Here is a 22490-nt window from a genome sequence, read left to right as displayed (position 1 = left end):
GCCTGACCTATTTATGGTGTTGAATCATGCTCGCATTATACTTCAAATAAAGTAAAGAAAATGTGATATAAGTCTGATTTTTACATAATTGTTTACTTACAAGCGGTTATTTTTAGCAAATTTTTTACAAATTATAAACAAAGCAAGATATTTTAATGATTACATTCACATTTTCCCGAACAAACATCACCATGTAGATTATGATGGTGGTTATGACTGTGTGAATAAAATGCTACGTTACGAGCAAATTGATCACCAAAGAAATGGATAAAACTAGGATCATTTGTAATTACTTCGGGCGTACCAGCACAACAAATGTGTTTATTTACACACAGTACTTCATCTGTATTTGCCATTACAATATTTAAGTCGTGCGAAACCATTAAAATAGCGCAGTTTAACCAAGAACGTGTTTGATTTAATAGTTGATAGAGTTCGGTTTGCCCTGTAATATCTACCCCCTGCATTGGTTCATCTAATACTAATAGTTGTGGCTTATCTAAGATAGCTCGAGCAAGCAGAACCCGTTGAAGTTCTCCACCAGATAATTTTTGCATACTGTTTTGTGCTAAATGGCGGATAGCAAATAGAGATAAAGCTTCCTCAATCATTGCCTTATTAGTATGAGGTTTGAGCCCGAGAAAATGCGTAACTGTGATTGGCATAGATGGGTCTAAATGTAGTTTTTGTGGCACATAGCCAATTTTTAACCCCTTTTGATGAATGACTTGTCCTTTAGTAGGCGTAATTAATTTTAGTAACACTTTCAGTAAAGTCGACTTACCCCCGCCATTTGGTCCAACAATGGTTGTAATAGAATTAGGGTAAATAGACATATTAATATTATGTAGGGCGTTCTGCCCATTAAAAGTTACCTCAATATTATGTAGTGAAACTAAAGGCTGATTTTGTTTTATTAATACAAATTTAGTGATGTTTGCATTAGGTATAAGTTGGTTAATTTTCATTACTATAAAAAATTTGGGGATATTGGCGCAAAAGTAGCGGATTTTTATCCGAATGACAATAGATTAAATGAATTTTTTCTTGGTAAAATAGTCTATCGAGAGGAATATGTAAATTTTAGTAAATTTTTAAAAAGATATCAGGATATATTTTGCAACATGTAATTTTAGCAAGAGATCGCAAAAGGCATAAAAAGCACTTTAAAATTGCGGTTTTTTTATTAGCCGTATTTAGCCTTTTTATTGGAATTGTGCTTGCTTTAAAAGATCAAGTATCAATAAATAATACAACATCCGTAGAGAATAATATTATTGTGTTGGATGCTCAAGATAGCTCTTATCAGGATAGTAATGTTGAAGCAAGTTTTGGAGCTGCTCAAAATCAAAGCTTTATTGGCTATATGACGGATTTGATTACACAATCTGCATTATCTGTAGAAGGTGATGAGTTTATTATTGATGATCAAACCGCAACGTCTTACGAAGATGATTTAACTGCTCAAGATGATGAAGTAGAAGAAAGTATTACTACCGCAGAGGATTTTATATTAGCAGAAACACTACCTGCTGAAGCGGAGAAAGTATTAGAAGATTTATTGGATGTTGCTGATCAAGCGTTACGAATTCAAGAACAATTTAGTTATACTGTTGCAAGGGGTGATAAATTAAAAGATGTATTAGATCAATCAGGTTTACGTTCTTCTGTTGCAAGAGATTTAATTAAACAGCATCCAGCATTAGCCCAATTAGAGGCTGGTCAGCAATTTTATTGGGTATTAGATAATGATGGTGAATTAGAATATATGAACTGGCTCGTTTCTGAGAAAGAGGAGCGAGTTTATGAGCGTACTACAAATGGAAAATTCATTTATCAAAAATTTGAGAAAAAAGGTGAATGGAAGCAAGATGTCGTTCGAGGTACTATCCAAAATAGTTTTGCATCTAGTTTGAAAGCTGTTGGTTTATCAAATCGCCAAATTAGTCAGTTAGCAGTAGGGTTACAATCACAAATTGCAACGAATAAGTTGAAAAAAGGGGATAAATTTGCAATTTTAGTCAAGCGTGAATATGTAAATGGTAAAGTGACTGATTTGGGTAACGTAGAAGGTATTCATGTGATTAGTGGCAAGAAAAGTTACTATGCGATTCAAGCCGATAACGGACGTTACTATAGTAAGCATGGTGATACTTTAAGTGGGGGATTTGCTCGCCACCCTCTTCTATATGCAGCAAGAATTACTTCTTCTTTTAACCCTGCGCGAAAACATCCTATTACACGTAGAGTGAGCCCACATAAGGGGGTTGATTATGGTATTCCTATCGGCACTCCAATTATTGCACCGAGCGATGGTGTAGTAGAGCATGTAGCATATCAGGCCCGGGGAGCAGGACGTTATATTCGTATTAAGCATGGGCATATCACCACGGTGTATATGCATTTAAGTAAGAGTTTAGTCAAACCTGGTCAGCGAGTACGAAAAGGTGAGCGTATTGCATTATCGGGTAATACGGGAGGATCAACGGGCCCGCATTTACACTATGAGTTTCATATTAATGGTCGCCCAGTAAATCCAATGACTGTAAAATTGCCAGGCTCTAACTCTGGTATGAATAACAAAGAGCGCCAAGCATTCTTGAATAGAGCGAAGAATGTAGAAGCAAAATTAAAAATGTAAGGATTCTAATGAAAAAAAATGTTATTACGTTAGGTTTGATGTTTGTATCAACCATTGTCGCTGCATCAGATGTAAAATTAAAAAATCAACTTGAAAATATGGGGGCTACGGATGTGACTATTTCAGATTCTCCATTATCAGGTTTTAAAATGGCAACTTCTAATGAAGGGATAGTGTATATTAGCCAAGATGGGCAGTATGTGATTCAAGGTAAAATTTTTGAATTAAAAAATGGTAAAGCGATTGATATTACTAATCAAGGTTTAATGGCAGAGCTAAATTCTTATGCGAATGAAATGATTATTTATCCTGCTAAAAATGAAAAGCACGCGGTTACGGTATTTATGGATATTACTTGCCACTATTGCCATTTATTGCACGAAAGAATTAAAGAATATAATGATTTAGGTATTACTATTCGTTATTTAGCATTTCCTCGTGGTGGTATGAATACGCAAACAGCAAAACAGATGGAAGCAATTTGGACTGCTCAAGATAAAATAAAAGCCTTAAATGATGCAGAAAATGGTAAGTTACCAACTCAGTTAAAAACGCCTGAGATTGTGAAAAAACACTACCAACTAGGCGTTAAGTTTGGCGTAACAGGCACGCCTAATATTGTTACCTCAGAAGGCGAATTAATCGGTGGTTATGTTGAGCCGAGAGAGCTTGCCAAAATGCTCACAGAATAATGGTATAAAAACATAAGCGGTCTGATTTTGTAAAAACTTTACTAAATTAGACCGCTTGTCGCTTAAATGTTATTGAGCTTCTACTTTTGCTTCCAATACACCTTTCCAGCTATTTTTTTCCGTTGTATGATCCTCATACTCTAGTGTTCCAGCCAAAACTTCACCATTTTTACCGTAAATACCACCGTCAAAGGTTGCGTTTGGGGTTTTGTTATCATAAATTCGCCCAAAGATTTCGCCGTTTTCCGCTACTTTTACTCCGTTTTGGCGATAGTTCTCTTTTAACTCCCAAAATTCGTTATTTTGCCCAATTAGATTCAAAAACAGGCGTTTTTCTTTATCACTGTAATTCCCGCTCACCCTACCTGTTAATGCAGTAACTGCTCGGTTATCATAGACATAGTAGAACGAACCTTCGTAACGAAGGTCATTATTCGGACGTATCATTTGTGTTTTATCCATTTCTAATATTGGAAGGCTATAGTGTGTTACACTTTCCTCGCCTGGATTATTAATGTTTGGCTCAATATGACTGAATGATGTATAGCCGAAATAGCCCAACAATCGCCCTGAATTATCTAATAGTGCTTTCACTTCTTGATCTTCGCTAAATGCTATTTTTTCGTATAAAGGCATCACTTGAATGTTCTTGTTTTCATCATCAAATTTCAGTGAAATCCATTTTTTTGATGATGTAAACTTGCCACCATCGCGGTTGAATGAATCGAAAATCTCCGCATTTGTTTTTGGTTGTTCAGCTTTTGGTGTTACATCAGTTTTTGGTGTTACATCAGTTTTTGGTGTTACATCAGTTTTTGGTGTTACATCAGTTTCTGGTGTTACACCAGTTTTTGGTGTTACACCAGTTTTTGGTGTTACACCAGTTTTTGGTGTTACACCAGTTTTTGGTGTTACATCAGTTTTTGGTGTTACATCAGTTTTTGGTGTTACATCAGTTTTTGGTGTTACATCGGTTTTTGGTGTTACATCGGTTTTTGGTGTTACATCAGTTTTTGGTGTTACATCGGTTTTTGGTGCTACCTCAGCTTTTGGTGCTATCTCAGTTTTTGGTGCTACCTCAGCTTTTGGTGCTACCTCAGCTTTTGGCGGTACCTCAGCTTTTGGCGGTACCTCAGCTTTTGGTGGTATCTCAGCTTTTGGTAGGGGCTTAACCAGAGCATCATTTGGTGAGTACTTCTCTTGTGGAGTGTTACCGGAACCTCCACTGCTACCACAGGCGGTTAAAACTATTGTAGATAAAAGTGTTAGGGTAAATTTATTTAACATCTTGATAATACCTATTTAAATAACTTATATAAAAAATAATCGAGATCAATCATATTGTTATATGATATAAAAAATAAAATTAATCATTTTGGAATAAGGTATATCTAAAAGTTATAAAAATCAATAGATAGTTTGCTTTTTATCAGGTTGAACAGACTTTTATCTTGAAAAGTTTGAGTTATCGCAAAATTTATGCAAAATTAGACCGCTTATTATTATAAAAAGAAGAACTTCTGTGGAAAAGCTAATTAAAAAACGTCCTTTATTAACGACGGAAACTTTATCTGAAAATCCTTTATTGAATCGAATTTATCAAAGTCGGGGTATAAAAACGAGGAAAGATCTGGAGCATAATCTCCAACATTTACACAGACCACAACAACTGGCTAACATTGAGCAAGCAGTAGAGCTATTAATTAATGCTTTTGATAAACAAAACAGAATAATCATTGTGGGGGATTTTGATGCAGATGGTGCAACGAGTACCTCGCTTGCAATCATTGCGCTAAAGCAGTTAGGGTTCGAAAAGGTGGATTATTTAATTCCAGACCGTTTTTCTCAAGGCTATGGGTTAAGTATAGCTGTGGCTGAAATGGCATTGTGGAAGGGAGTAGATTTAGTTTTAACCGTAGATAATGGTGTATCTTCGCTTGAAGGTGTTGAGTTACTTAAGCAACACGGTATTAAAGTTTTGATTACCGATCACCATTTACCACCTGAAACATTACCCAATGCGGATGCAATAATAAATCCTAATTTACCATTTTGTACTTTTCCGTCTAAATCATTAGCGGGTGTTGGCGTAATATTTTATGTGATGATGGCATTGAGGGCAAAAATGCGGGAAAGAAATTATTTTGCGAATAAAGCTGAACCGAATTTTGCTGAATTGCTTGATCTAGTGGCTTTAGGAACTGTAGCTGATGTGGTTCCCCTTGATAGAAATAATCGTATTTTAGTTTATCAGGGATTACAACGAATACGTTCTGGCCATTGTCGAGCAGGCATAAAAGCATTGGCTGAAGTAGGGAAGCGGGAACTATCAACTCTGCAAGCGGTTGATTTAGGTTTTTCTATTGCACCAAGACTTAATGCCGCAGGACGATTAGAAAATATGTCTTTAGGTGTTGAGTTACTCATTTGTGAAAATATGGAGACTGCTCGCCAGCTTGCATTTGAATTAGATTCACTAAATCAAACACGTAAAGAGTTTGAGCAAGAGATGAAAACTGAAGCATTAGCTATCTGCGCAAAGTTACCTTCTCTCACCCAATCAGGGCAAGCTCATGGGATTGTACTTTATCAGCCAGATTGGCACCAAGGAGTAATTGGTATTTTAGCATCTCGAATTAAAGATCAATTTAATCGCCCTGTTATTGTCTTTGCACAAGAAAGTGAAGACAGTGAATACTTAAAAGGCTCAGCACGTTCAATTAGTGGTGTGCATATGAGGGATCTACTAGAGCATATTGATATGCAGTATCCTGAATTGATAGAAAAATTTGGGGGGCATGCAATGGCGGCTGGTTTGACTATTCATCAATCAAAGCTAGAATTATTTAAACAACTACTTGATCAGACAATTAATGAAATAGTTGAACCAGAGCAATTACAGGGTGTTATTTATACAGATGGTGAACTTAGTATCCAAGAGTTTAATTTAGCAAATGCTGAATTAATCAGGAATAGTGGACCTTGGGGACAAAATTTTCCTGAACCTTGTTTTGAGGGGGAATTCACGCTATTACAACAAAAATTAGTAGCAGGGAAGCATTTGAAATTGATGTTACAATCTGATAGTGGACAGCTGCTAGACGCTATTTGGTTTAATATTGATTTAAGATATTTTCCTGATCTTTCTGCTAAGAAAGCGAGGATGGTATATAAGTTAGATATTAATGAGTTTAGAGGAAATAAAGCGTTACAATTAAAAGTGGAATACCTGAATTATCTTTAAATGTCATTTTACGTAAATTTAATAGAATTAATTATATTTGTATTGTAGAATCGCCCAGAATTGCAACTTATATATTTACCCCATGAGTTGTAAAGTATTTTAAATAGGTTATTAAATAAGGAACTTCAAATGGAAAAAACAACACTTTTCCGTGGTTTATTACTATCGTCTGTTGCATTAGCAGTCGCCGCGTGCGGTAACTTAAGCAAAGTAAGCGATGAAGGTACAACGGAAAATCCAGTATTCCCCAAAATTGCTGAATCTGAATTTAACCACGATGGTTCACAGTTTGGCTCATGGCCAAATTGGGAAAATGTGCGTCAAATTGAAAAAGGGATGAATAAAGATCAATTATATAACCTAATTGGTCGCCCTCACTTTGAAGAAGGTTTATACGCAGTTCGTGAATGGGACTATGCATTTAACTATCGTGAAAATGGTGTTCACAAAATCTGTCAATTCAAAATCTTATTTGACAAAAATATGAATGCTCAAAGTTTCTTTTGGTATCCAAATGGCTGTAACGGAAATTCATCATTTACATTAACGGGTGACTTCTTATTCGACTTCGATAAAGATACTTTAACCACTAAAGGTAAAGAAGTAGTTGATAATGTAGCTCAACAATTAAAGACATCTAAAGCTCAACAAGTTAAAGTTGCAGGTTACACAGACCGTTTAGGTTCTGAGCAATACAACTTAGACTTATCACAACGCCGTTCTAACACAGTTAAAGCACGTTTAATTCAACAAGGCGTGAGCGCTCAAATCGAAGCGGTTGGTTACGGTAAAGCAAATCAAGTAAAAGCCTGTGATGGTGAAAGTGGTCAAGCGTTAAAAGACTGTTTACGCCCTAACCGCCGAGTGGAAATCTCCGCAAACGGTGGCGTGATGAAACAAAATGAAGGCGGTAACGTTGCAGGTCCTAATGGTCCGGCTCCGCTTTACCAAACCCCTGCGTACAACGGTACTAAATAATTTCTAGTTTTAATTAACTTAGAGTAAAATAATAAGGCAATTTTATTTTGATAAAATTGCCTTTTCTTTTATCTTTTATTTCTTAGGAGAATATTATGGCTTACCAAGCGGTTGCTTTTGATTTAGATGGCACATTACTTTCATCAAATGCTACGATTTTAGAATCTAGTAAACAGGCAATTAAGAAGATAAGAGAAAAGGGCATAAAGGTTTATTTTGTTACCGGCAGGCATCACACAGCGGTTCGCCCTTATTATAAAGAACTAGATTTAGACACGCCTGTTGTGTGCTGTAATGGTACTTATGTATATGATTTTAAAAATGAAAAAGCAATCATGGGTAATCCGTTACCACCGGAAGTTGCATCGAAATTAATCAATGAGGCACAAGCTCAAGGTATTCATACAGCTGTTTATTTTGAGGATGCAATGACTTATGAAACGCTAAATGTTCACTTTGAAAAATTTCAAAAATGGGTCACATCTTGTCCTGAAGAAGTTCGTCCGAATGTTTATCAAGTTGAGAAATTTCAGCAAGAAATAGATAAAGGCTTGACCGTTTGGAAAGTGTTAATCAGCGATCCTGATTTAGGCAAAATGCAAAATTTTGTGAAAAAACTACCGCTTGATCAAGTAAGCCCTGAATGGTCGTGGGTAGATCGTGTTGATATTGCCAGCGTTGGTAATAGCAAAGGAGCAAGACTCGCGGAATTATTAAAAACAGAAGGGATTGAATTAGAAAACGTGATCGCATTTGGTGATAATTTTAATGATATCTCTATGCTAGCAGCAGTTGGACTAGGTATTGCAATGGGTGGTTCGGAAGAAGAAGAAGTACAGCAAAATGCGAAGAAAACAATTGGTTCAAATAATGAAGACAGTATTGCCAATGAATTAAAAGTACAATTTAATCTTTAATATGATCAAACCTAAATATTCTATCGCAAGGCGTATAGGGCTTTATTTTTTAATTATGATAGCCTTTGCTGCTATCATTAGTGGCATTTCACTTGGCATAATGTGGAGCAATAAATCTGATGCCAGTTTAATTAATGTATCAGGTTCATTGCGTATGCAAAGCTATCGCCTTTTGTCAGAAATGGATTTAAGGCAAGAGAATTTAGCCGAGCGTTTGTTGGAATATCATCGCACTTTGCACTCAACAGAACTGAGTTCTCTTAAGCAAAGTTGGTTACTACCTGATAATGTAATATATAGCTACCAACAATTACTGAAAGATTGGTATGCGATGCAGTCTTACGTTAACCAAGGTGACAGAGCCAGTTATGCAACACACATTGAAGATTATGTACGAAAGGTGGATAACTTTGTTTTTCGTTTGCAAGAGTTCGCAGAGCTAAAATTAAAGATTGCTACAGGAGTAATTGCTGTTTCAATGCTCCTGATTATTGCTTTGGCTTATATTGGAGTGTGGTACACTCGGAAAAAAATTATTCGACCACTGGAACAATTAGTGAAAGCCAGTTGGCAAATTCAAAATAAGGATTTCGATCACATAAAATTAGCGGTTAATGAGCCGAATGAATTAGGTTTACTTTCCTCGACGTTTACTGAAATGTCGAATGAATTATTAAAACTTTATACCTCATTGGAAGATAAGGTTCAGGATAAAACCCGTCGCTTATTAGCAGTTAATCGCTCTTTACTTGTGTTGTATCAATGTTCTCAATTATTAACTGCTAAACCGATTAATAAAGAAGTCCTTAATCAAGTATTGAAAACAGTATTTGATAATGAACATTTGTTAGGTATTAAATTACATATTTATGGTGCAGAACATTGGAACGTCTCTATAGGTAATGCCTCGCAAGCCGAGTGGATTTCTACTGAAATTGCGATAGAAAATGAAAAATTGGGTATATTAAGCTGGAAACCTTCGTTACTTTGCCCTGATGAGAGGTTACTGCAGAATGTGTCAGAGATGATCGGGCGAAGCATTTATGTTGTTCAAGTACAAAAACAGCAGCAGCAATTGGTATTAATGGAAGAGCGAGCGATTATTGCACGAGAATTACATGATTCATTGGCTCAGTCACTGACTTTCTTTAAAATTCAAGTTAGTTTACTGAAATTAGCACAGAATGATGAAAAACGTAATAGTATTCTAACGGTATTCGAAAAAGCATTGAATGATGCTTATAGCCAGCTTAGGGAGTTATTAACGACATTTAGACTCACAATCCAAGAAGCAAATTTACAGCAGGCATTAGAAAAAACATTAGAAAGTTTAAGACCCAAAACAGAAGCACAGCTCCGATTAAGTTGTAAATTACCTTCCCATATGTTTAATGCTCAACAACAAGTCCATATCTTACAAATTGTAAGAGAGGCAGTAGTGAACGCCATTAAACATTCACAAGCAACAGAAATAGATGTAATTGCTGAAACGAATGATGAAGGCGAACATTGTTTAATTATTCAAGATAACGGTATTGGCTTGTCTACCCATACCGAACCTGAGGGGCATTATGGTTTAACTATTATGCAAGAGCGTTCAGCTGAATTGAAAGCTGATTTCTCCATTGAGAATATTGAAAGTGGAGGTGTGAAAGTGAAAATTGTCTTACCGAATATGATCAATATACGGTGATAAAAATAATAAGGATAAAAAATGCAGATCCGAAAAGCAATAGAAACGGATTTTGAAATTATATTAGCAATATACAATCAAGCAATCCCAACGTATCAAATTACGGCTGACTTGGAATTTGCTACTACAGAAAACCGCCGTAAATGGTTTGATTTCCACCTCCAAGCAGCACAATATCCGATCTGGGTTGTTGAAGATGAAGTAGGCGTAGCAGGCTGGTTTAGCTTTTCCCCGTTTTATGAAAGGTCTGCTTTTATACATACCTCCGAAATCAGTATTTACTTAGATGCTCAAGCAAAAGGTAAAGGCTATGGGTCAAAAATTATTGAGTTTATGAAAGCCGAAATGCTAAATTATAATATCCATACGTTAATGGCATATGTGTTTGAACTTAATACTGTTAGCCAAAATCTAATGAAAAAACACGGTTTTGAACTTTGGGGGCGTTTCCCTCATATTGCTAATATGGGCAAAGATGAGCAGGGTGAGGATAAATGGCGAACGCTACTGATGATGTCTTACCAAAAAGGTATTGAGTAACAAGCGGTTAATTTTGAATAATTTTTTGCAAAGAGAGAGGAAATGGAAAAAACAAAAGTTGTACTTGCAACTAGTAATGCAGGTAAAGTAAAAGAAATGGCAGACGTGTTAGCTGAGTTTGGCTTTGAGGTGATTGCACAAAGTGAATTTGGCATTAAGTCACCAGAAGAAACAGGCTTAACCTTTGTTGAAAATGCGTTAATTAAAGCTCGTTTTGCCTCTAAAATTACAGGATTACCTGCGATTGCAGATGATTCTGGCTTATCGGTTGAGGCTTTAGATGGCGCTCCAGGGCTATATTCTTCCCGTTATGCCGGTGAGCAAGCAATAGATGCGGATAATCGTAAAAAACTAATAAAAGAAATGGCAGATAAGGAGAATCGCTCAGCAAAATTTGTTAGCTGTATTGTGTTCTTAAAACACGAAACAGATCCAACACCTTACATTGCACTAGGAGAATGTTTTGGTGAAATTTTAACAGAAGAAAAAGGCGAAAATGGTTTCGGCTATGATTCGCTCTTTTTCTATCCGCCAAAATTAGTGACTTTTGCAGAGATGGAAACTCGAGAGAAAAAAGCAATTTCACACCGTGCTATAGCTTTAGATAGCTTAATACAACAGCTAAGAGGGAAAAAATAATGATCATAACAACAACACCAATCATTGAAGGTAAACAAATTGCTGAATATAAAGGTTTAGTATTTGGTGAGGTAGTCTCAGGTGCAAACTTTATCCGTGATTTTTTAGCGGGTATTACAGATGTAATTGGTGGCCGTGCAGGTGCTTATGAAAGCAAATTGAATAACTCACGTAAACAAGCATTAGCTGAGTTAGAAAAAGAAGCAAAAAAAGTAGGAGCAAATGCGGTAGTCGGTGTCTCAATGGAATATCAATCTATGGGTGGTGATAAAGGGATGTTTATTGTAGTAGCAACAGGTACGGCGGTTATTCTTCGCTAATATGCAATCTAGTCAAGAAATTAATGAAAATTTCTGGCAGAAGAAATCTCTGCTAGAAATGAATGATTCGGAATGGGAAGCATTATGTGACGGTTGCGGCAAATGTTGCTACCGAAAATATATTCAAGGACGAGGTAAGCGAGAGCGGCTTTACTACACTTCTGTTGCTTGTAATTTATTAGATGTCAATACAGGGCGTTGTACTAATTACCTTGAGCGTTTCAAAATTGAGAAAGATTGCACTAAACTAACCAAAAAGAATTTACCTGATTTTGGCTGGCTACCGAAAACCTGTGCTTACCGCTTGCTATATGAAGGAAAGCCTTTATATGACTGGCATCCGTTGATCTCAAAAGATCCTCATTCGGTAAAAAATGCAGGTATTTTAATTGCGAACGGTATTCACGAAAAAGAGGTGATTGATTGGTTTGAATTTGTAATTGATGAAGCTTAGTTAAAAAGGCGTTTATCAAAACGCCTTTTGTTTTTATCTTTATTCAGATTTTGCCATTTCAAACTCAATTAGCATCATTAAGATATGAATCACTTTAATATGGATTTCTTGAATGCGGTCAGCATAACGGAAATGTGGCACACGAATCTCAACATCGGCTAAGCCCGCCATTTGCCCACCATCTTTACCTGTCATTGCAATGACTTTCATTCCTTTCTCTTTAGCAACTTTAATAGCATTTAATACATTTTTTGAGTTGCCAGAAGTGGATAGGCCAAATAATACATCACCTTTTTTTCCAACAGCTTCTAAGTAGCGAGAGAATACAAAATCATAGCCAAAATCGTTACTTACGCAGCTTAGATGGCTTACATCAGAAATTGCAATAGCAGGGTAACCTGGGCGATTTTCACGATAACGACCTGTTAATTCTTCAGCAAAATGCATTGCATCACAATGAGAGCCGCCATTACCACAAGAAATCACTTTTCCGCCTTGCTTAAAACTATTAGCAATTAGGAAAGCGGCTTCTTGAATTAATTTGATATTGTTTTCATCAGAAATAAATTTGTCTAATACATCTGCTGCTTCTTGCAGTTCAGCTTTAATCTGCTCTAAATACATAATGTTCTCCTTTAATTGGTAAAGAATTCTTAAAATATGACCGCTTGTTTAGCCAAAAGTGCGGTAAGTTTAGAAGATATATGCTGTATTGTAAATCAAATAATAATGTAAACAAAAGTTTCCAAAAATATAAAATAGCGGTATGATCTGATCTAATCTTTGTAGGGATAGTGAGAAAATCAATGGCAACTTATTCGGAATACTTTGAAAAAATGATTGGTCAATCAGAAAAAATTAAAGAGGTTATTACTAAAGCAAAAAAATTCGCAAATCTGAATGCACCTTTATTAATTCAAGGGGAAACAGGTACGGGAAAGGATGTATTTGCAAAGGCTTGTCATAATTTTAGTGATCGTAGAGCAAAAAAATTTATTGCGGTAAATTGTGCGGGATTGCCTGCAGAAGATGCTGAAACAGAAATGTTTGGGCATCGTAGCAGTAGTAGTGAGGCAGTTGGTTTTTTTGAATACGCCAATGGTGGTACGGTTTTGTTGGACTCTATCTCTGAACTTTCTCTTGAAATGCAAGCAAAATTGCTCCGTTTTTTAAATGATGGATCTTTTCGTCGGGTTGGGGAAGACAAAGAAATTCAGGTTGATGTGAGGGTAATTTGCACATCACAAAAGCCTTTAGCTCAGCTTGTAGCTGAAGGAAAAGTAAGAGAAGATCTTTATCATCGATTAAATGTACTAACACTAAATCTTCCGCCTTTACGAGAACGTAAAGAGGATATTCCTTTACTGGCTGATCATTTCATTGCTCAAGTAAGTGAACAACTCGGTGTGAGTAAGCTTGAGTACGATAATGCTTTTCTACAAGCTTTAGAAAATTATCGTTGGCCGGGTAATTTACGTGAGCTTTACAATGCTATTTATCGAGCCTGTACGCTCTCACCAAGCTATCGCTTATCAGTTAAAGAGTTAAATTTACCTGATGCTTCGAGTGGAATTGATACTTTATTATTTGAAGAATCCACCCTCGAACAAATGATGAATCAATATGAGGCACAGCTATTGCAAAAATTTTACGCGGAATACCCAAGCACTCGTAAATTAGCACAAAGATTGGGGCTTTCGCATACAGCAGTTGCAAATAAATTACGCCAATATGGATTAACCAAAAATGGAAATACGAAAGATGAATAAACTAGCGGTTCTTTTCTCTGTCGTTTTTGCAAATTTTGGCTTAAATTCGACCGCTAGTGCAGCACCTAGTATTCCTAACACATTATTGGAAAATAGCTTAGTCTATTGCACTTCGCCATCTGGATTTTCATTTAATCCACAAAAGTCGGATGTGAGCTCGAATATGAATGTAGTAACAGAGCAGATTTACGATAAACTTGTTGAGTTTAACCCTAAGAAAAATCATCTTGAACCTGCGTTAGCTGAGCGTTATTCAATTAGTGAGGATGGCTTAGAAATCACACTACATTTAAGGAAAAATGTCGCCTTTCATTCAACGAGCTGGTTTACACCAACCCGTACGTTGAATGCGGAAGATGTCATTTTCTCTTTAAATAGAATGATTGGGAAAAACGGCGATTTGCCAGAAATTGAAAGTGAAGCAGAGAAAGCTTTACATCATCAACGACAAACGTATATTTATCAAAAAGCAACAAGCCAAGTTTATTACCCTTATTTTGAGAGTGTAGATCTTGCAAATAAAATTGAGAGTATTAATTCTCCCTCAAACCATATAGTAAAAATTAGGCTTACTAAACCAGACTCATCTATTTTAGCCCATTTAGCAAGTCAATATGCGGTGATCCTTTCAAAGGAATATGCGTTACAACTTAATGCGGATGATAATTTGGCTCAGCTTGATCTATTGCCAGTAGGTACGGGAGTGTACCAACTAGCAGATTATGAAAATAATAGTTATGTAAGGCTAAAACCGAATACCGATTATTGGAGTAAAAAGGCTAATATCGAAAATATGGTGGTAGATTTTTCTACAGAAGCAACAGGAAGAATGGCTAAATTTTTAAATAACGAGTGCAATGTGGTTGCTTTCCCTGAGCCTAGTCAGATGTCTGTATTAATGGATGAGCACCTTGTTAGCAGTAAGGGGGCGAATTTAGTCTATTTAGCATTTAATATGCAAAAAGAGATTGGACTAGATTTACCACTACGCCAGCAGATTTCAAGAAGCATTAATCGAAAACGTATTGCAGAAAGCTTATTTTATGGAATAGGTGAAGTCGCTGATAATGTTTTACCAACTGCATTGTGGGCGAAGAAAAATGCTGAAAGTTACCCTTATGAGCCACAGTTAAAAACAGCAGAGCAATCGGTTGAAAAAACGAAAAATTTTGCAAATAGAGCTGCTCTAGAACTATGGGTGATTAATGAAAGCAGAGTCTACAATCAACATCCGCTTAAAATGGCGGAGATGATTCGAGCTGATCTGGCAAAGCAGAATTTGGATATTCGTATCCGTAAGGTTAGCCGTGCTTATTTAGTGCAGCAACTTGAAAATAAAACTGCTGATTATGATCTGATTTTAGGAGGCTGGCTTGCAAATAATCTTGATCTTAATAGTTTTTTAGAGCCCCTTCTTAGCTGTAAAACGGCCCATACGGTGACTAATTTATCAAATTGGTGTAACGAAGATTTTGATTTTTGGCTAGAAACGGCTCGTTTAAGTGATGATAAGGCTTCATCGAATCTGTTGTATGAATTTGCACAAAAGCTACTAGAAGAGCAGTTACCTATTTTGCCATTGGTCAACGCGAACCGAGTTTTAGTTGTTAAAAATGGGATTCAACAGGCGGAAATTTCACCTTTTGGGCAGGTAAAATTATCTGAGTTACGTTTAAGTTCGGATAACAAGAAAGGAAATTAATTATGCTAACAGCCTTTATCCGAAAAGTATTTCTTACCTTAATTACACTGATTTTCTTATCTATCATTAGCTTTCATATTCTGTTAAGAGACCCATTGAATCATTTAGCAGAGCTGAATTGGTTTGATGCGTATTTTAATTATGTAAAATCGTTATTAAATGGCGATTTTGGTATTAGTTTTACTAATGGGCAGTCATTAACGGCACAAATTTTACAGGTATTTCCAGCAACTATTACGCTTTGCTTATCCGCACTTATAGTGTCACTTATCATCGGTATTCCATTAGGTTTTTTTGCGGCTACTCAGCAACAAAATATGTTAGGAAAAGCATTAAATATTGCAGGAACACTCAGTCTAGCTATTCCAGTATTTTGGCTAGGATTGGTCTTAATGTATGATGCTTCACTTAATCAGTGGGAAATTTCAGCGGTTGGAGAGATCCACCCCATTTACCCTAAACAGAAGGTAACTGGTTTTCTTCTACTAGATATTTGGTTATCAGATAGTCCTTATAAGTTAAAAATGATGCAAAATACCCTTCAACATTTAGCTCTTCCTGCATTAGTATTAGCCATTCCGGCAACACTTGAAATTATGCACGTTACGCAAGATAGAGCGGCTTATGTGATGCGACAAAATTATATTAAAGTAGCAAAAACAAGAGGGTGGACACCATTTAGAATTTGGACTACCCACATTATTCGCAATACGTTACCATCATTATTGCCGATGATAGCTCGTACCTTTATTCTTATTTTTGCTTTTGGTATGTTGATTGAAAATATTTTTAGCTGGGGAGGTATTGGACGTTGGTTAATTAATGCTTTAGCGATCCAAGACTATAATGCTATTTCTGCTGGCGTGGTAGCTATTGGCGTATTTGTATTGCTAGTTGATATGATGACAGGTTTTATTCGGGTAATCTTAGACCCTTCAGATAAAAAGGATTGGTATGGCTCTTATTAAAGATGCAGAGCAATTTAGGGAAACAGAATATCTCAAAAAATTCTGGTTGTCTTTTCGTCAAGATAAAGTGGCTTTGGGGAGTTTTTATCTCCTTCTACTTCTACTAACATTAGTTTTTTTGGGTAGTTTACTTGCACCTTACAACTATAATGAACAATTTGTTGGTTTAGAGCTGATGCCCCCTTCTTGGGACGACAGAGGACAAATTCGCCACTTTTTCGGTACTGATGATTTAGGACGGGATATTTTAAGTCGAATTATGTATGGATTTTACTATACAGTAGGTTCAGCGCTTCTGATTACATTCCTCATTGGCTTAATTGGTGGAAGCATTGGGATTTATGCGGGGCTAAGAAAAGGTCAATCAGTTTGGTTTATTAGCCATTTATTTGATACATTCTTATTTATGCCAATTTTACTCATTGCAATTATTATTGCGACATTGATGGATGCAAGTTTAATGAATGCAATGCTTGCTATTTTTTTGGCTATGTTACCACATTTTATTCATAAGATTTATCAAGCAACAGAATTGCAATTAAAGAAAGAGTATATTTTAACGCTCAAATTAGACGGAGCAAGTCGTTGGTATTTAATTAAGGAAGTAATTATTCCTAATTTAACGGGTGTCGCAATTAAAGCGCTTTCACATATCTTTGTGATTGCGATATTAGATATTAGTGCATTAAGTTTTATTATGCTTGGTGCACAAAGCCCTACCCCTGAATGGGGAGCTATGATTAGAGAATCTATGGAGCTGATTTATATTGCACCGTGGACGGTTATTTTGCCGGGGCTTGCAATTATTTTCAGTATTTTTACAATTACAATGTTAGGAACGAGGCTTACCTCTGTATTTGAGAAATATCATAAAGCCTAATTACAAGCGGTTATTTTATCGCAAAAATTTGCAAATTAAGGAATATTATGGCACTACTTGATATTCGCCATTTAAGCATTGAAATCGACACGCCAAAAGGGCGAGTAAAAATGGTGGATAACATTAACCTAACTGTTGATGAAGGCGAAATTTGCGGTTTAGTTGGAGAGTCTGGTTCAGGAAAAAGCCTGATTGCAAAAGTGATTTGTGGCATTGTGAAAGAAGAATGGATTGTGACAGCTGACCGTTTTCGTTTTGATGATATTGAGCTACTAAAACTTTCCCCAAAAGAGCGCCGAAAATTAGTAGGCGATCACATTTCGATGGTATTCCAAGAGCCGTTAGCTAGCCTTGACCCGAGCCAACGTATCAGCAAACAACTAATGCAGGCAATTAACTTTAAAGGCAAATGGTGGCAATGGTTTGGTTGGAAAAAGAAAAAAGCAATTGAGCTACTACATCGTGTGGGGGTTCGGGATCATCAAGATATTATGAATAGTTATCCTGTTGATATTACTGAAGGCGAGGCTCAGAAAGTAATGATAGCGATGGCGGTGGCTAATCAGCCGCGGTTATTAGTAGCTGATGAACCAACTAACATTATGGAATCCACTACGCAGCTTCAAATTTATCGCCTACTTTCCAGTATGAATCAAAATCTTGGAACATCAATTTTGCTAGTTAGCAATGATATGAAAAGTATCCAAAACTGGGTGGATTCTTATAATGTGCTTTATTGTGGGCAAACGGTGGAAATTGCGGATAAAGAGAGCATTTTAGAATCTTCTTACCACCCCTATACTAGGGTGTTGCTCAACAGCTCGCCCGATTTTTCTCAACCACTGGTGTTTAAAAGCAGTTTGAATACGCTACGAGGTTCTGTGCCGATGTTGCACGAAATGCCGATTGGCTGCCGTTTAGGGCCCCGTTGTCCTTTTGCTCAGAAAAAGTGTATAAACAAACCGCCGTTAGTGAAAGTGAAACAGCACGAATTTGCCTGCCATTTCCCGATTAACTTTAGAGAGCAGAATTTGTTGAAAAATAAAGTCGAAAATACGCCATTTGTGGTGGCAGAATTGGGTGATAAGGAATAAAAACAAGCGATTTGCAAAAATAACCTAAAATATGATCGCTTGTTATTGACTGAGAGTTACGGGCAACATCAGAGTATCTAATACAAAGCTCAGCGGTAAATCAATAACCGCTAGCACCGCCAAAATACCACCTTGTTGCATTGCTTGGAAGTCTTTAGTTACACCTGCATAGACACTGTAGTCTTGTTCAACCAAACTAATCATTGTGCCACAGGCAGTTAAATTCAGCACTAAATAGAGTAGGGCGAGTATTTTACAGGCGGTTATTTTCATTAAAAATCTCCAAATAGGCGGTTATTTTACGCTATTTCACTAAAATTGCATTTAAAAAAATATCGTTTTCAGGCAGAATGTAACAGAATTTTATATTGATAATTTTAAGAGGAACTATATGCAAACTTACAATATTGCGGTATTAGCCGGCGATGGAATTGGACCTGAAGTAATGGCTCAAGCCATCAAAGTGCTTGAAGCAACGCAGCAAAAATTTGGTTTTAAATTAAATTTCAACGAATACAACATTGGTGGGGCAGCGATTGATGCTCAAGGCAAAGCACTGCCGGAAAACACTTTAAAAGGTTGTGAAGAAGCCGATGCGATTTTATTTGGATCGGTGGGTGGCCCGAAATGGGTAAATTTACCGCCGGATGAACAGCCTGAACGTGGCTCATTACTCCCACTTCGCAAACATTTCTCTCTATTCTGTAACTTACGCCCGGCAGCACTTTACAAAGGCTTAGAAAAATTCTGCCCACTGCGTGCTGATATTGCCGCAAAAGGCTTTGATATGGTGGTGGTGCGTGAATTAACTGGCGGAATTTACTTCGGGCAACCAAAAGGCAGAGACGGAGAAGGCTCGCAAATCCGAGCTTTCGACACCGAAGTGTATTACAAATATGAAATTGAGCGTATTGCTCGCGTGGCGTTTGAGTCGGCGATGAAACGCAAAAGACACGTGACTTCGGTGGATAAAGCTAATGTGTTACAAAGCTCGATTTTATGGCGTGAAACCGTAACCGAAATTGCGAAAGGGTATCCGGAAGTGACGCTTGAGCATATGTATATTGATAACGCCACAATGCAGCTTATCAAAGCCCCTGAATCGTTTGACGTGCTACTTTGCTCGAATATTTTCGGCGATATTATTTCAGACGAAGCGGCGATGATTACCGGTTCAATGGGAATGTTGCCTTCTGCCAGCCTCAACGAAAAAGGCTTCGGTTTATATGAACCGGCAGGTGGTTCAGCTCCGGACATCGCAGGCAAAAACATCGCCAACCCGATTGCCCAAATTCTTTCTGCTGCAATGATGCTACGCTACAGCTTCAACTTAGGCGAAGCGGCAGAGGCAATCGAAACCGCAATCCAAAAAACATTAGCAGACGGTTACCGCACTGCGGATCTCGCTGATGACAGCAAGCCACTTTCTACCTCAGAAATGGGCGATATGATTGCGAAAAATATTTTAGCCTAATCTGAAAATTACATAACAAGCGGTCAAAATCGGTTAAAAATTTGCAAAAGACGTTCTGATTTTGACCGCTTGCATTTAGAGTAGTGGACTCATCAATCTGACAATATTTTCGACTAATCCCCATAATTTGATGCGATAACGCCAGCCTTTCGGGGTAATCAATTCACTTTGTTCAAGATATTTCTGTTGAAGTTGAGAAATCTCTTTAGTTATTTTTTTATCATAAATGGCAAGACTGATTTCTAAATTCAGGAAGAAACTTCGCATATCCATATTTACCGTGCCGAATAGGCTGAATTCATCATCAATCACCAATGTTTTAGTATGGAGCATACCTTGATCGAAGCGAGCAATTTTTACATTGTTTTTAAGTAGCAATGGAAAATAAGCACGTGAAGCATAATGCACCATTTTAGAGTCATTTTTTCTTGGTAAAATAAGCGTAACATCAACTCCTTTGCGTGCGGCAGTAGTGAGTGCCAATAATAGCGGTTCGTTTGGAACAAAATAAGGGGTCGTAATCACTATGCGTTTGGTTGCAAGGTGAATTGCACATAAAATGGTTTCATAAATAATACTTTCTTCTTGTTCAGGAGCAGACGGAATAACCTGTGCAATAACACCACCAGTGGTTGGCGCTGTTAAGCCATTGTGTTTTTTCGCCTGTTGATTTAAGAAATCTTTTACTTTTTGCAGGTTTTCGTCATCTTCTACGGCAATATCTGCGTAGAGAACAGCTGCCATTTCAAGCACAATAGGACCGGTACAACGCATCATCACATCAAACCATCTGCCAATACCGATATCTTTTCTAAATAATACAGGGTCGATTAAGTTAAAACTTCCTGTATAACCAATTTGGTAGTCAATGACTAAAATTTTGCGATGATTACGCAAATCATTGCGACCATAAATAGTTTGCATAAGACCAACCGGCAGGGAAGTTTGAATAAATACACCAACTTGCTCTAGTTTGGTGCGCCACTCGCTTTTGAGAAATGGACCGCTTCCTACATCATCAGCTAAAATCACACAATGCACACCACGTTCTGCCGCCGCTTTAATTGCTTCTAATAGCTTATTAATTTTGCCCTCAGGTTCTACAATATAAAAGGCGAGTAGGCAGCTGTATTGTGCTTGCTCAATATCCTCAATCATAGAGTTCAAAATTTCATCGGTGGTACTAAGCAGTTTCATACTATTATTCGCACTTGCACCTAAGCAAGTGGTTTGTTCCGCCATTCGCTCAATACCACGAAAGGTAGGATGAATTTCATCATCAGGATTGAAATGCTCACTTGGTAAATATTCTTCTGCAAACTCATCATAGAATTTGATCATTTTTTGGGTTCGAGCAAGACGCCTTTTACTAACACGAGGCTCGCCAATCAATAAATAAAGAACAATTCCCACCACAGGGAAAACGAATAGGATTATTATCCATGCAATAGCTGCGCCGATATTGCGTTGGGTATATAGCACTCTGATAGAAAACAACACTACAATCAGAAAGTTAATGAGAAGTAAGAAGCTACTCCAAGTGAAAGAAAACGGCATAAGACAGTCCTTATCAAAATGTTTCAAGGCTATTTTAGCGAAAAATCAAGCTCAAGTGGATTGTGATCGGAGCTTTTCACTGTATAGCTTGTTGCAGAATGTACAATAATATCTCGAGTAAAAATATAATCTAACGGATAACCAAACGCAGTGGTCCGAATGTCAGGGATAATTTGCACCTCTGCTAGTTGTAAGTCATTGGTTAATTCAAGTAGCTTGGCTTTGCGCTTTTCGTTCCAAGTATTAAAATCGCCTGCTAAAATAACGGCTCCTTGATGTTGTTGAATAAGCACTTTTAAGCCATCTAGTTGCTTCTGATAACTATGGTTCGTCCAATCAAAATTAATTAGGTGGACATTAATTACAAGTAAAGATTGACCATTTTCAAACGGAAAACGCATTGCAGACATCAATTTAGGTAATCTAAGCAACGGTTCTTGAGAGCCATTTAGGCAATAGCGATCAGCATCTAAACGGCTTAAATTGAGAATACCTGATTTTTGCTGTTGGTACTGAAAGGCAAAAATATGCAAAGAACTCTCAAATTGTGAAAGTAAGTCTGAAATCTGTTGCCCTGAAGTTGCCTCTTGTAATAGCACAAAATCTTTTTTCTCAGTAAATTTTTTTAGATCTTCTTGCCAGTTAGGATCTTTGCCTTTATGAATATTCCAATTAAGCAACTGAAAACGTTTATTCGGAGTTGGGGCAACGTCAGTATTTTGATAGCATCGCCAATAAGAAGAAAACTCCATTTCTTTAAAGATGCTTTTCTTAGAATCTTGAAAAACAACTTCAGGGGTAGTATAAATGGTTAGGTTTCTGTAGTTCAATAATAAAGCACTCCCTAATAAGGTCAGGGTTAATAATAGTAAGCGTTTTTTCATATTTTTATCGCTAGCCAAACAAGCGGTTAAATTTAGATAATTTT

22 protein-coding genes are annotated in these 22490 nt (G+C 36.9%); 16 read left to right on the top strand and 6 right to left on the bottom strand.

Translation table 11 applies throughout. The features are described 5' to 3' along the window. Positions 1–152 precede the first annotated feature (152 nt). Positions 153–968: a zinc ABC transporter ATP-binding protein ZnuC gene (znuC, locus tag A6B40_RS01985; RefSeq protein ID WP_176671399.1), complete on the bottom strand. Its 816-nt coding sequence runs from the start codon at positions 966–968 to the stop codon at positions 153–155. A 149-nt stretch (positions 969–1117) separates the two neighbouring features. On the opposite strand from znuC, the gene mepM reads away from it, so the two are divergent. Both mepM and dsbC read left to right on the top strand, forming a co-directional pair. Further along, a complete protein-coding gene (gene mepM / locus A6B40_RS01980; RefSeq protein WP_176671398.1) occupies positions 1118–2641 on the top strand; it encodes a murein DD-endopeptidase MepM in 1524 nt (507 codons plus the stop codon). 8 nt (positions 2642–2649) lie between these two features. After that, entirely contained in the window at positions 2650–3333 is a 684-nt protein-coding gene (dsbC, locus tag A6B40_RS01975) for a bifunctional protein-disulfide isomerase/oxidoreductase DsbC (protein WP_176671397.1), read from the top strand. Positions 3334–3402: 69 nt separating this feature from the next. Here the strand turns inward: dsbC and A6B40_RS01970 are convergent, their stop codons facing one another. After that, positions 3403–4620 carry a hypothetical protein gene (locus A6B40_RS01970; RefSeq protein WP_176671396.1) on the bottom strand — a complete coding sequence of 406 codons (1218 nt, stop codon included), beginning with the start codon at positions 4618–4620 and terminating at the stop codon, positions 3403–3405. 235 nt (positions 4621–4855) lie between these two features. Here A6B40_RS01970 and recJ point away from each other — a divergent pair, with 235 nt between their 5' ends. The 8 genes from recJ to A6B40_RS01930 all read left to right on the top strand — a co-directional run bounded on the left by recJ (position 4856) and on the right by A6B40_RS01930 (position 12118). Further along, a complete protein-coding gene (gene recJ / locus A6B40_RS01965; protein ID WP_176671395.1) occupies positions 4856–6577 on the top strand; it encodes a single-stranded-DNA-specific exonuclease RecJ in 1722 nt (573 codons plus the stop codon). A 129-nt stretch (positions 6578–6706) separates the two neighbouring features. Then, on the top strand, positions 6707–7555 hold the full coding sequence (locus A6B40_RS01960) for an OmpA family protein (protein WP_025342556.1): 849 nt from the start codon (positions 6707–6709) through the stop codon (positions 7553–7555). Positions 7556–7650: 95 nt separating this feature from the next. Continuing rightward, positions 7651–8472 carry a pyridoxal phosphatase gene (locus A6B40_RS01955; protein WP_176671394.1) on the top strand — a complete coding sequence of 274 codons (822 nt, stop codon included), beginning with the start codon at positions 7651–7653 and terminating at the stop codon, positions 8470–8472. Between the two features lie 55 nt (positions 8473–8527). Continuing rightward, positions 8528–10165 (top strand): nitrate/nitrite two-component system sensor histidine kinase NarQ, encoded by a 1638-nt coding sequence (narQ, locus tag A6B40_RS01950; protein WP_418887713.1) that lies wholly within the window; start codon positions 8528–8530, stop codon positions 10163–10165. Between the two features lie 21 nt (positions 10166–10186). Further along, on the top strand, positions 10187–10705 hold the full coding sequence (locus A6B40_RS01945; RefSeq protein WP_025217431.1) for a GNAT family N-acetyltransferase: 519 nt from the start codon (positions 10187–10189) through the stop codon (positions 10703–10705). 42 nt (positions 10706–10747) lie between these two features. Then, positions 10748–11344: an RdgB/HAM1 family non-canonical purine NTP pyrophosphatase gene (rdgB, locus tag A6B40_RS01940; RefSeq protein ID WP_176671392.1), complete on the top strand. Its 597-nt coding sequence runs from the start codon at positions 10748–10750 to the stop codon at positions 11342–11344. Next, entirely contained in the window at positions 11344–11664 is a 321-nt protein-coding gene (locus A6B40_RS01935; RefSeq protein ID WP_025217429.1) for a YbjQ family protein, read from the top strand. The genes rdgB and A6B40_RS01935 overlap by 1 nt, the downstream gene beginning before the upstream one ends. A 1-nt stretch (position 11665) precedes the next feature. Further along, positions 11666–12118 (top strand): YcgN family cysteine cluster protein, encoded by a 453-nt coding sequence (locus tag A6B40_RS01930; protein ID WP_176671391.1) that lies wholly within the window; start codon positions 11666–11668, stop codon positions 12116–12118. A gap of 39 nt (positions 12119–12157) precedes the next feature. Here the strand turns inward: A6B40_RS01930 and lpcA are convergent, their stop codons facing one another. Further along, positions 12158–12742, bottom strand: a complete 585-nt coding sequence (gene lpcA, locus A6B40_RS01925) for a D-sedoheptulose 7-phosphate isomerase (RefSeq protein ID WP_025247781.1) — start codon at positions 12740–12742, stop codon at positions 12158–12160. Between the two features lie 212 nt (positions 12743–12954). Between lpcA and A6B40_RS01920 the strand changes: the two genes are divergently transcribed. The 5 genes from A6B40_RS01920 to A6B40_RS01900 are packed head-to-tail and all read left to right on the top strand — an operon-like array spanning position 12955 to position 18531. After that, positions 12955–13887, top strand: coding sequence for a sigma 54-interacting transcriptional regulator (locus A6B40_RS01920; protein WP_418887714.1), 933 nt, complete (start codon positions 12955–12957; stop codon positions 13885–13887). Beyond that, complete coding sequence (locus A6B40_RS01915; RefSeq protein ID WP_038643141.1) at positions 13880–15589, top strand: ABC transporter substrate-binding protein; 1710 nt, start codon at positions 13880–13882, stop codon at positions 15587–15589. The genes A6B40_RS01920 and A6B40_RS01915 overlap by 8 nt, the downstream gene beginning before the upstream one ends. A 2-nt stretch (positions 15590–15591) precedes the next feature. Beyond that, a complete protein-coding gene (locus A6B40_RS01910) occupies positions 15592–16557 on the top strand; it encodes an ABC transporter permease (RefSeq protein WP_176671389.1) in 966 nt (321 codons plus the stop codon). Then, entirely contained in the window at positions 16544–17437 is an 894-nt protein-coding gene (locus tag A6B40_RS01905) for an ABC transporter permease subunit (protein WP_025217423.1), read from the top strand. The genes A6B40_RS01910 and A6B40_RS01905 overlap by 14 nt, the downstream gene beginning before the upstream one ends. Positions 17438–17484: 47 nt before the next feature. Continuing rightward, positions 17485–18531, top strand: a complete 1047-nt coding sequence (locus A6B40_RS01900) for a peptide ABC transporter ATP-binding protein (protein ID WP_176671388.1) — start codon at positions 17485–17487, stop codon at positions 18529–18531. Positions 18532–18573: 42 nt separating this feature from the next. Here A6B40_RS01900 and A6B40_RS01895 read toward each other — a convergent pair whose 3' ends face one another. Next, positions 18574–18804 (bottom strand): YceK/YidQ family lipoprotein, encoded by a 231-nt coding sequence (locus A6B40_RS01895; protein WP_025217421.1) that lies wholly within the window; start codon positions 18802–18804, stop codon positions 18574–18576. Between the two features lie 118 nt (positions 18805–18922). Between A6B40_RS01895 and leuB the strand changes: the two genes are divergently transcribed. Continuing rightward, the gene (leuB, locus tag A6B40_RS01890; RefSeq protein ID WP_176671387.1) at positions 18923–20005 is read left to right on the top strand and encodes a 3-isopropylmalate dehydrogenase; all 1083 of its coding nucleotides are present in this window, start codon (positions 18923–18925) and stop codon (positions 20003–20005) included. Between the two features lie 75 nt (positions 20006–20080). On the opposite strand, the gene cls is transcribed toward leuB, so the two are convergent. Further along, on the bottom strand, positions 20081–21562 hold the full coding sequence (gene cls / locus A6B40_RS01885) for a cardiolipin synthase (RefSeq protein ID WP_176671386.1): 1482 nt from the start codon (positions 21560–21562) through the stop codon (positions 20081–20083). Positions 21563–21591: 29 nt separating this feature from the next. Beyond that, a complete protein-coding gene (locus tag A6B40_RS01880; protein ID WP_176671385.1) occupies positions 21592–22446 on the bottom strand; it encodes an endonuclease/exonuclease/phosphatase family protein in 855 nt (284 codons plus the stop codon). Positions 22447–22490: the final 44 nt, after the last annotated feature.

Origin of the sequence: Mannheimia varigena, assembly GCF_013377235.1 — a bacterium.
In the GTDB taxonomy this organism is placed as follows: Bacteria; Pseudomonadota; Gammaproteobacteria; order Enterobacterales; family Pasteurellaceae; genus Mannheimia; species Mannheimia varigena.
This window is presented reverse-complemented; position numbering and strand designations above follow the sequence as displayed.

Coding starts and splice junctions, on each gene's coding strand:
- znuC (WP_176671399.1), bottom strand. CDS start 968: ATGAAAATTAACCAACTTATACCTAATGCAAACATCACTAAATTTGTA.
- dsbC (WP_176671397.1), top strand. CDS start 2,650: ATGAAAAAAAATGTTATTACGTTAGGTTTGATGTTTGTATCAACCATT.
- A6B40_RS01970 (WP_176671396.1), bottom strand. CDS start 4,620: ATGTTAAATAAATTTACCCTAACACTTTTATCTACAATAGTTTTAACC.
- A6B40_RS01960 (WP_025342556.1), top strand. CDS start 6,707: ATGGAAAAAACAACACTTTTCCGTGGTTTATTACTATCGTCTGTTGCA.
- A6B40_RS01955 (WP_176671394.1), top strand. CDS start 7,651: ATGGCTTACCAAGCGGTTGCTTTTGATTTAGATGGCACATTACTTTCA.
- narQ (WP_418887713.1), top strand. CDS start 8,528: ATGATAGCCTTTGCTGCTATCATTAGTGGCATTTCACTTGGCATAATG.
- A6B40_RS01945 (WP_025217431.1), top strand. CDS start 10,187: ATGCAGATCCGAAAAGCAATAGAAACGGATTTTGAAATTATATTAGCA.
- rdgB (WP_176671392.1), top strand. CDS start 10,748: ATGGAAAAAACAAAAGTTGTACTTGCAACTAGTAATGCAGGTAAAGTA.
- A6B40_RS01935 (WP_025217429.1), top strand. CDS start 11,344: ATGATCATAACAACAACACCAATCATTGAAGGTAAACAAATTGCTGAA.
- A6B40_RS01930 (WP_176671391.1), top strand. CDS start 11,666: ATGCAATCTAGTCAAGAAATTAATGAAAATTTCTGGCAGAAGAAATCT.
- lpcA (WP_025247781.1), bottom strand. CDS start 12,742: ATGTATTTAGAGCAGATTAAAGCTGAACTGCAAGAAGCAGCAGATGTA.
- A6B40_RS01920 (WP_418887714.1), top strand. CDS start 12,955: ATGATTGGTCAATCAGAAAAAATTAAAGAGGTTATTACTAAAGCAAAA.
- A6B40_RS01915 (WP_038643141.1), top strand. CDS start 13,880: ATGAATAAACTAGCGGTTCTTTTCTCTGTCGTTTTTGCAAATTTTGGC.
- A6B40_RS01910 (WP_176671389.1), top strand. CDS start 15,592: ATGCTAACAGCCTTTATCCGAAAAGTATTTCTTACCTTAATTACACTG.
- A6B40_RS01905 (WP_025217423.1), top strand. CDS start 16,544: ATGGCTCTTATTAAAGATGCAGAGCAATTTAGGGAAACAGAATATCTC.
- A6B40_RS01900 (WP_176671388.1), top strand. CDS start 17,485: ATGGCACTACTTGATATTCGCCATTTAAGCATTGAAATCGACACGCCA.
- A6B40_RS01895 (WP_025217421.1), bottom strand. CDS start 18,804: ATGAAAATAACCGCCTGTAAAATACTCGCCCTACTCTATTTAGTGCTG.
- leuB (WP_176671387.1), top strand. CDS start 18,923: ATGCAAACTTACAATATTGCGGTATTAGCCGGCGATGGAATTGGACCT.
- cls (WP_176671386.1), bottom strand. CDS start 21,562: ATGCCGTTTTCTTTCACTTGGAGTAGCTTCTTACTTCTCATTAACTTT.
- A6B40_RS01880 (WP_176671385.1), bottom strand. CDS start 22,446: ATGAAAAAACGCTTACTATTATTAACCCTGACCTTATTAGGGAGTGCT.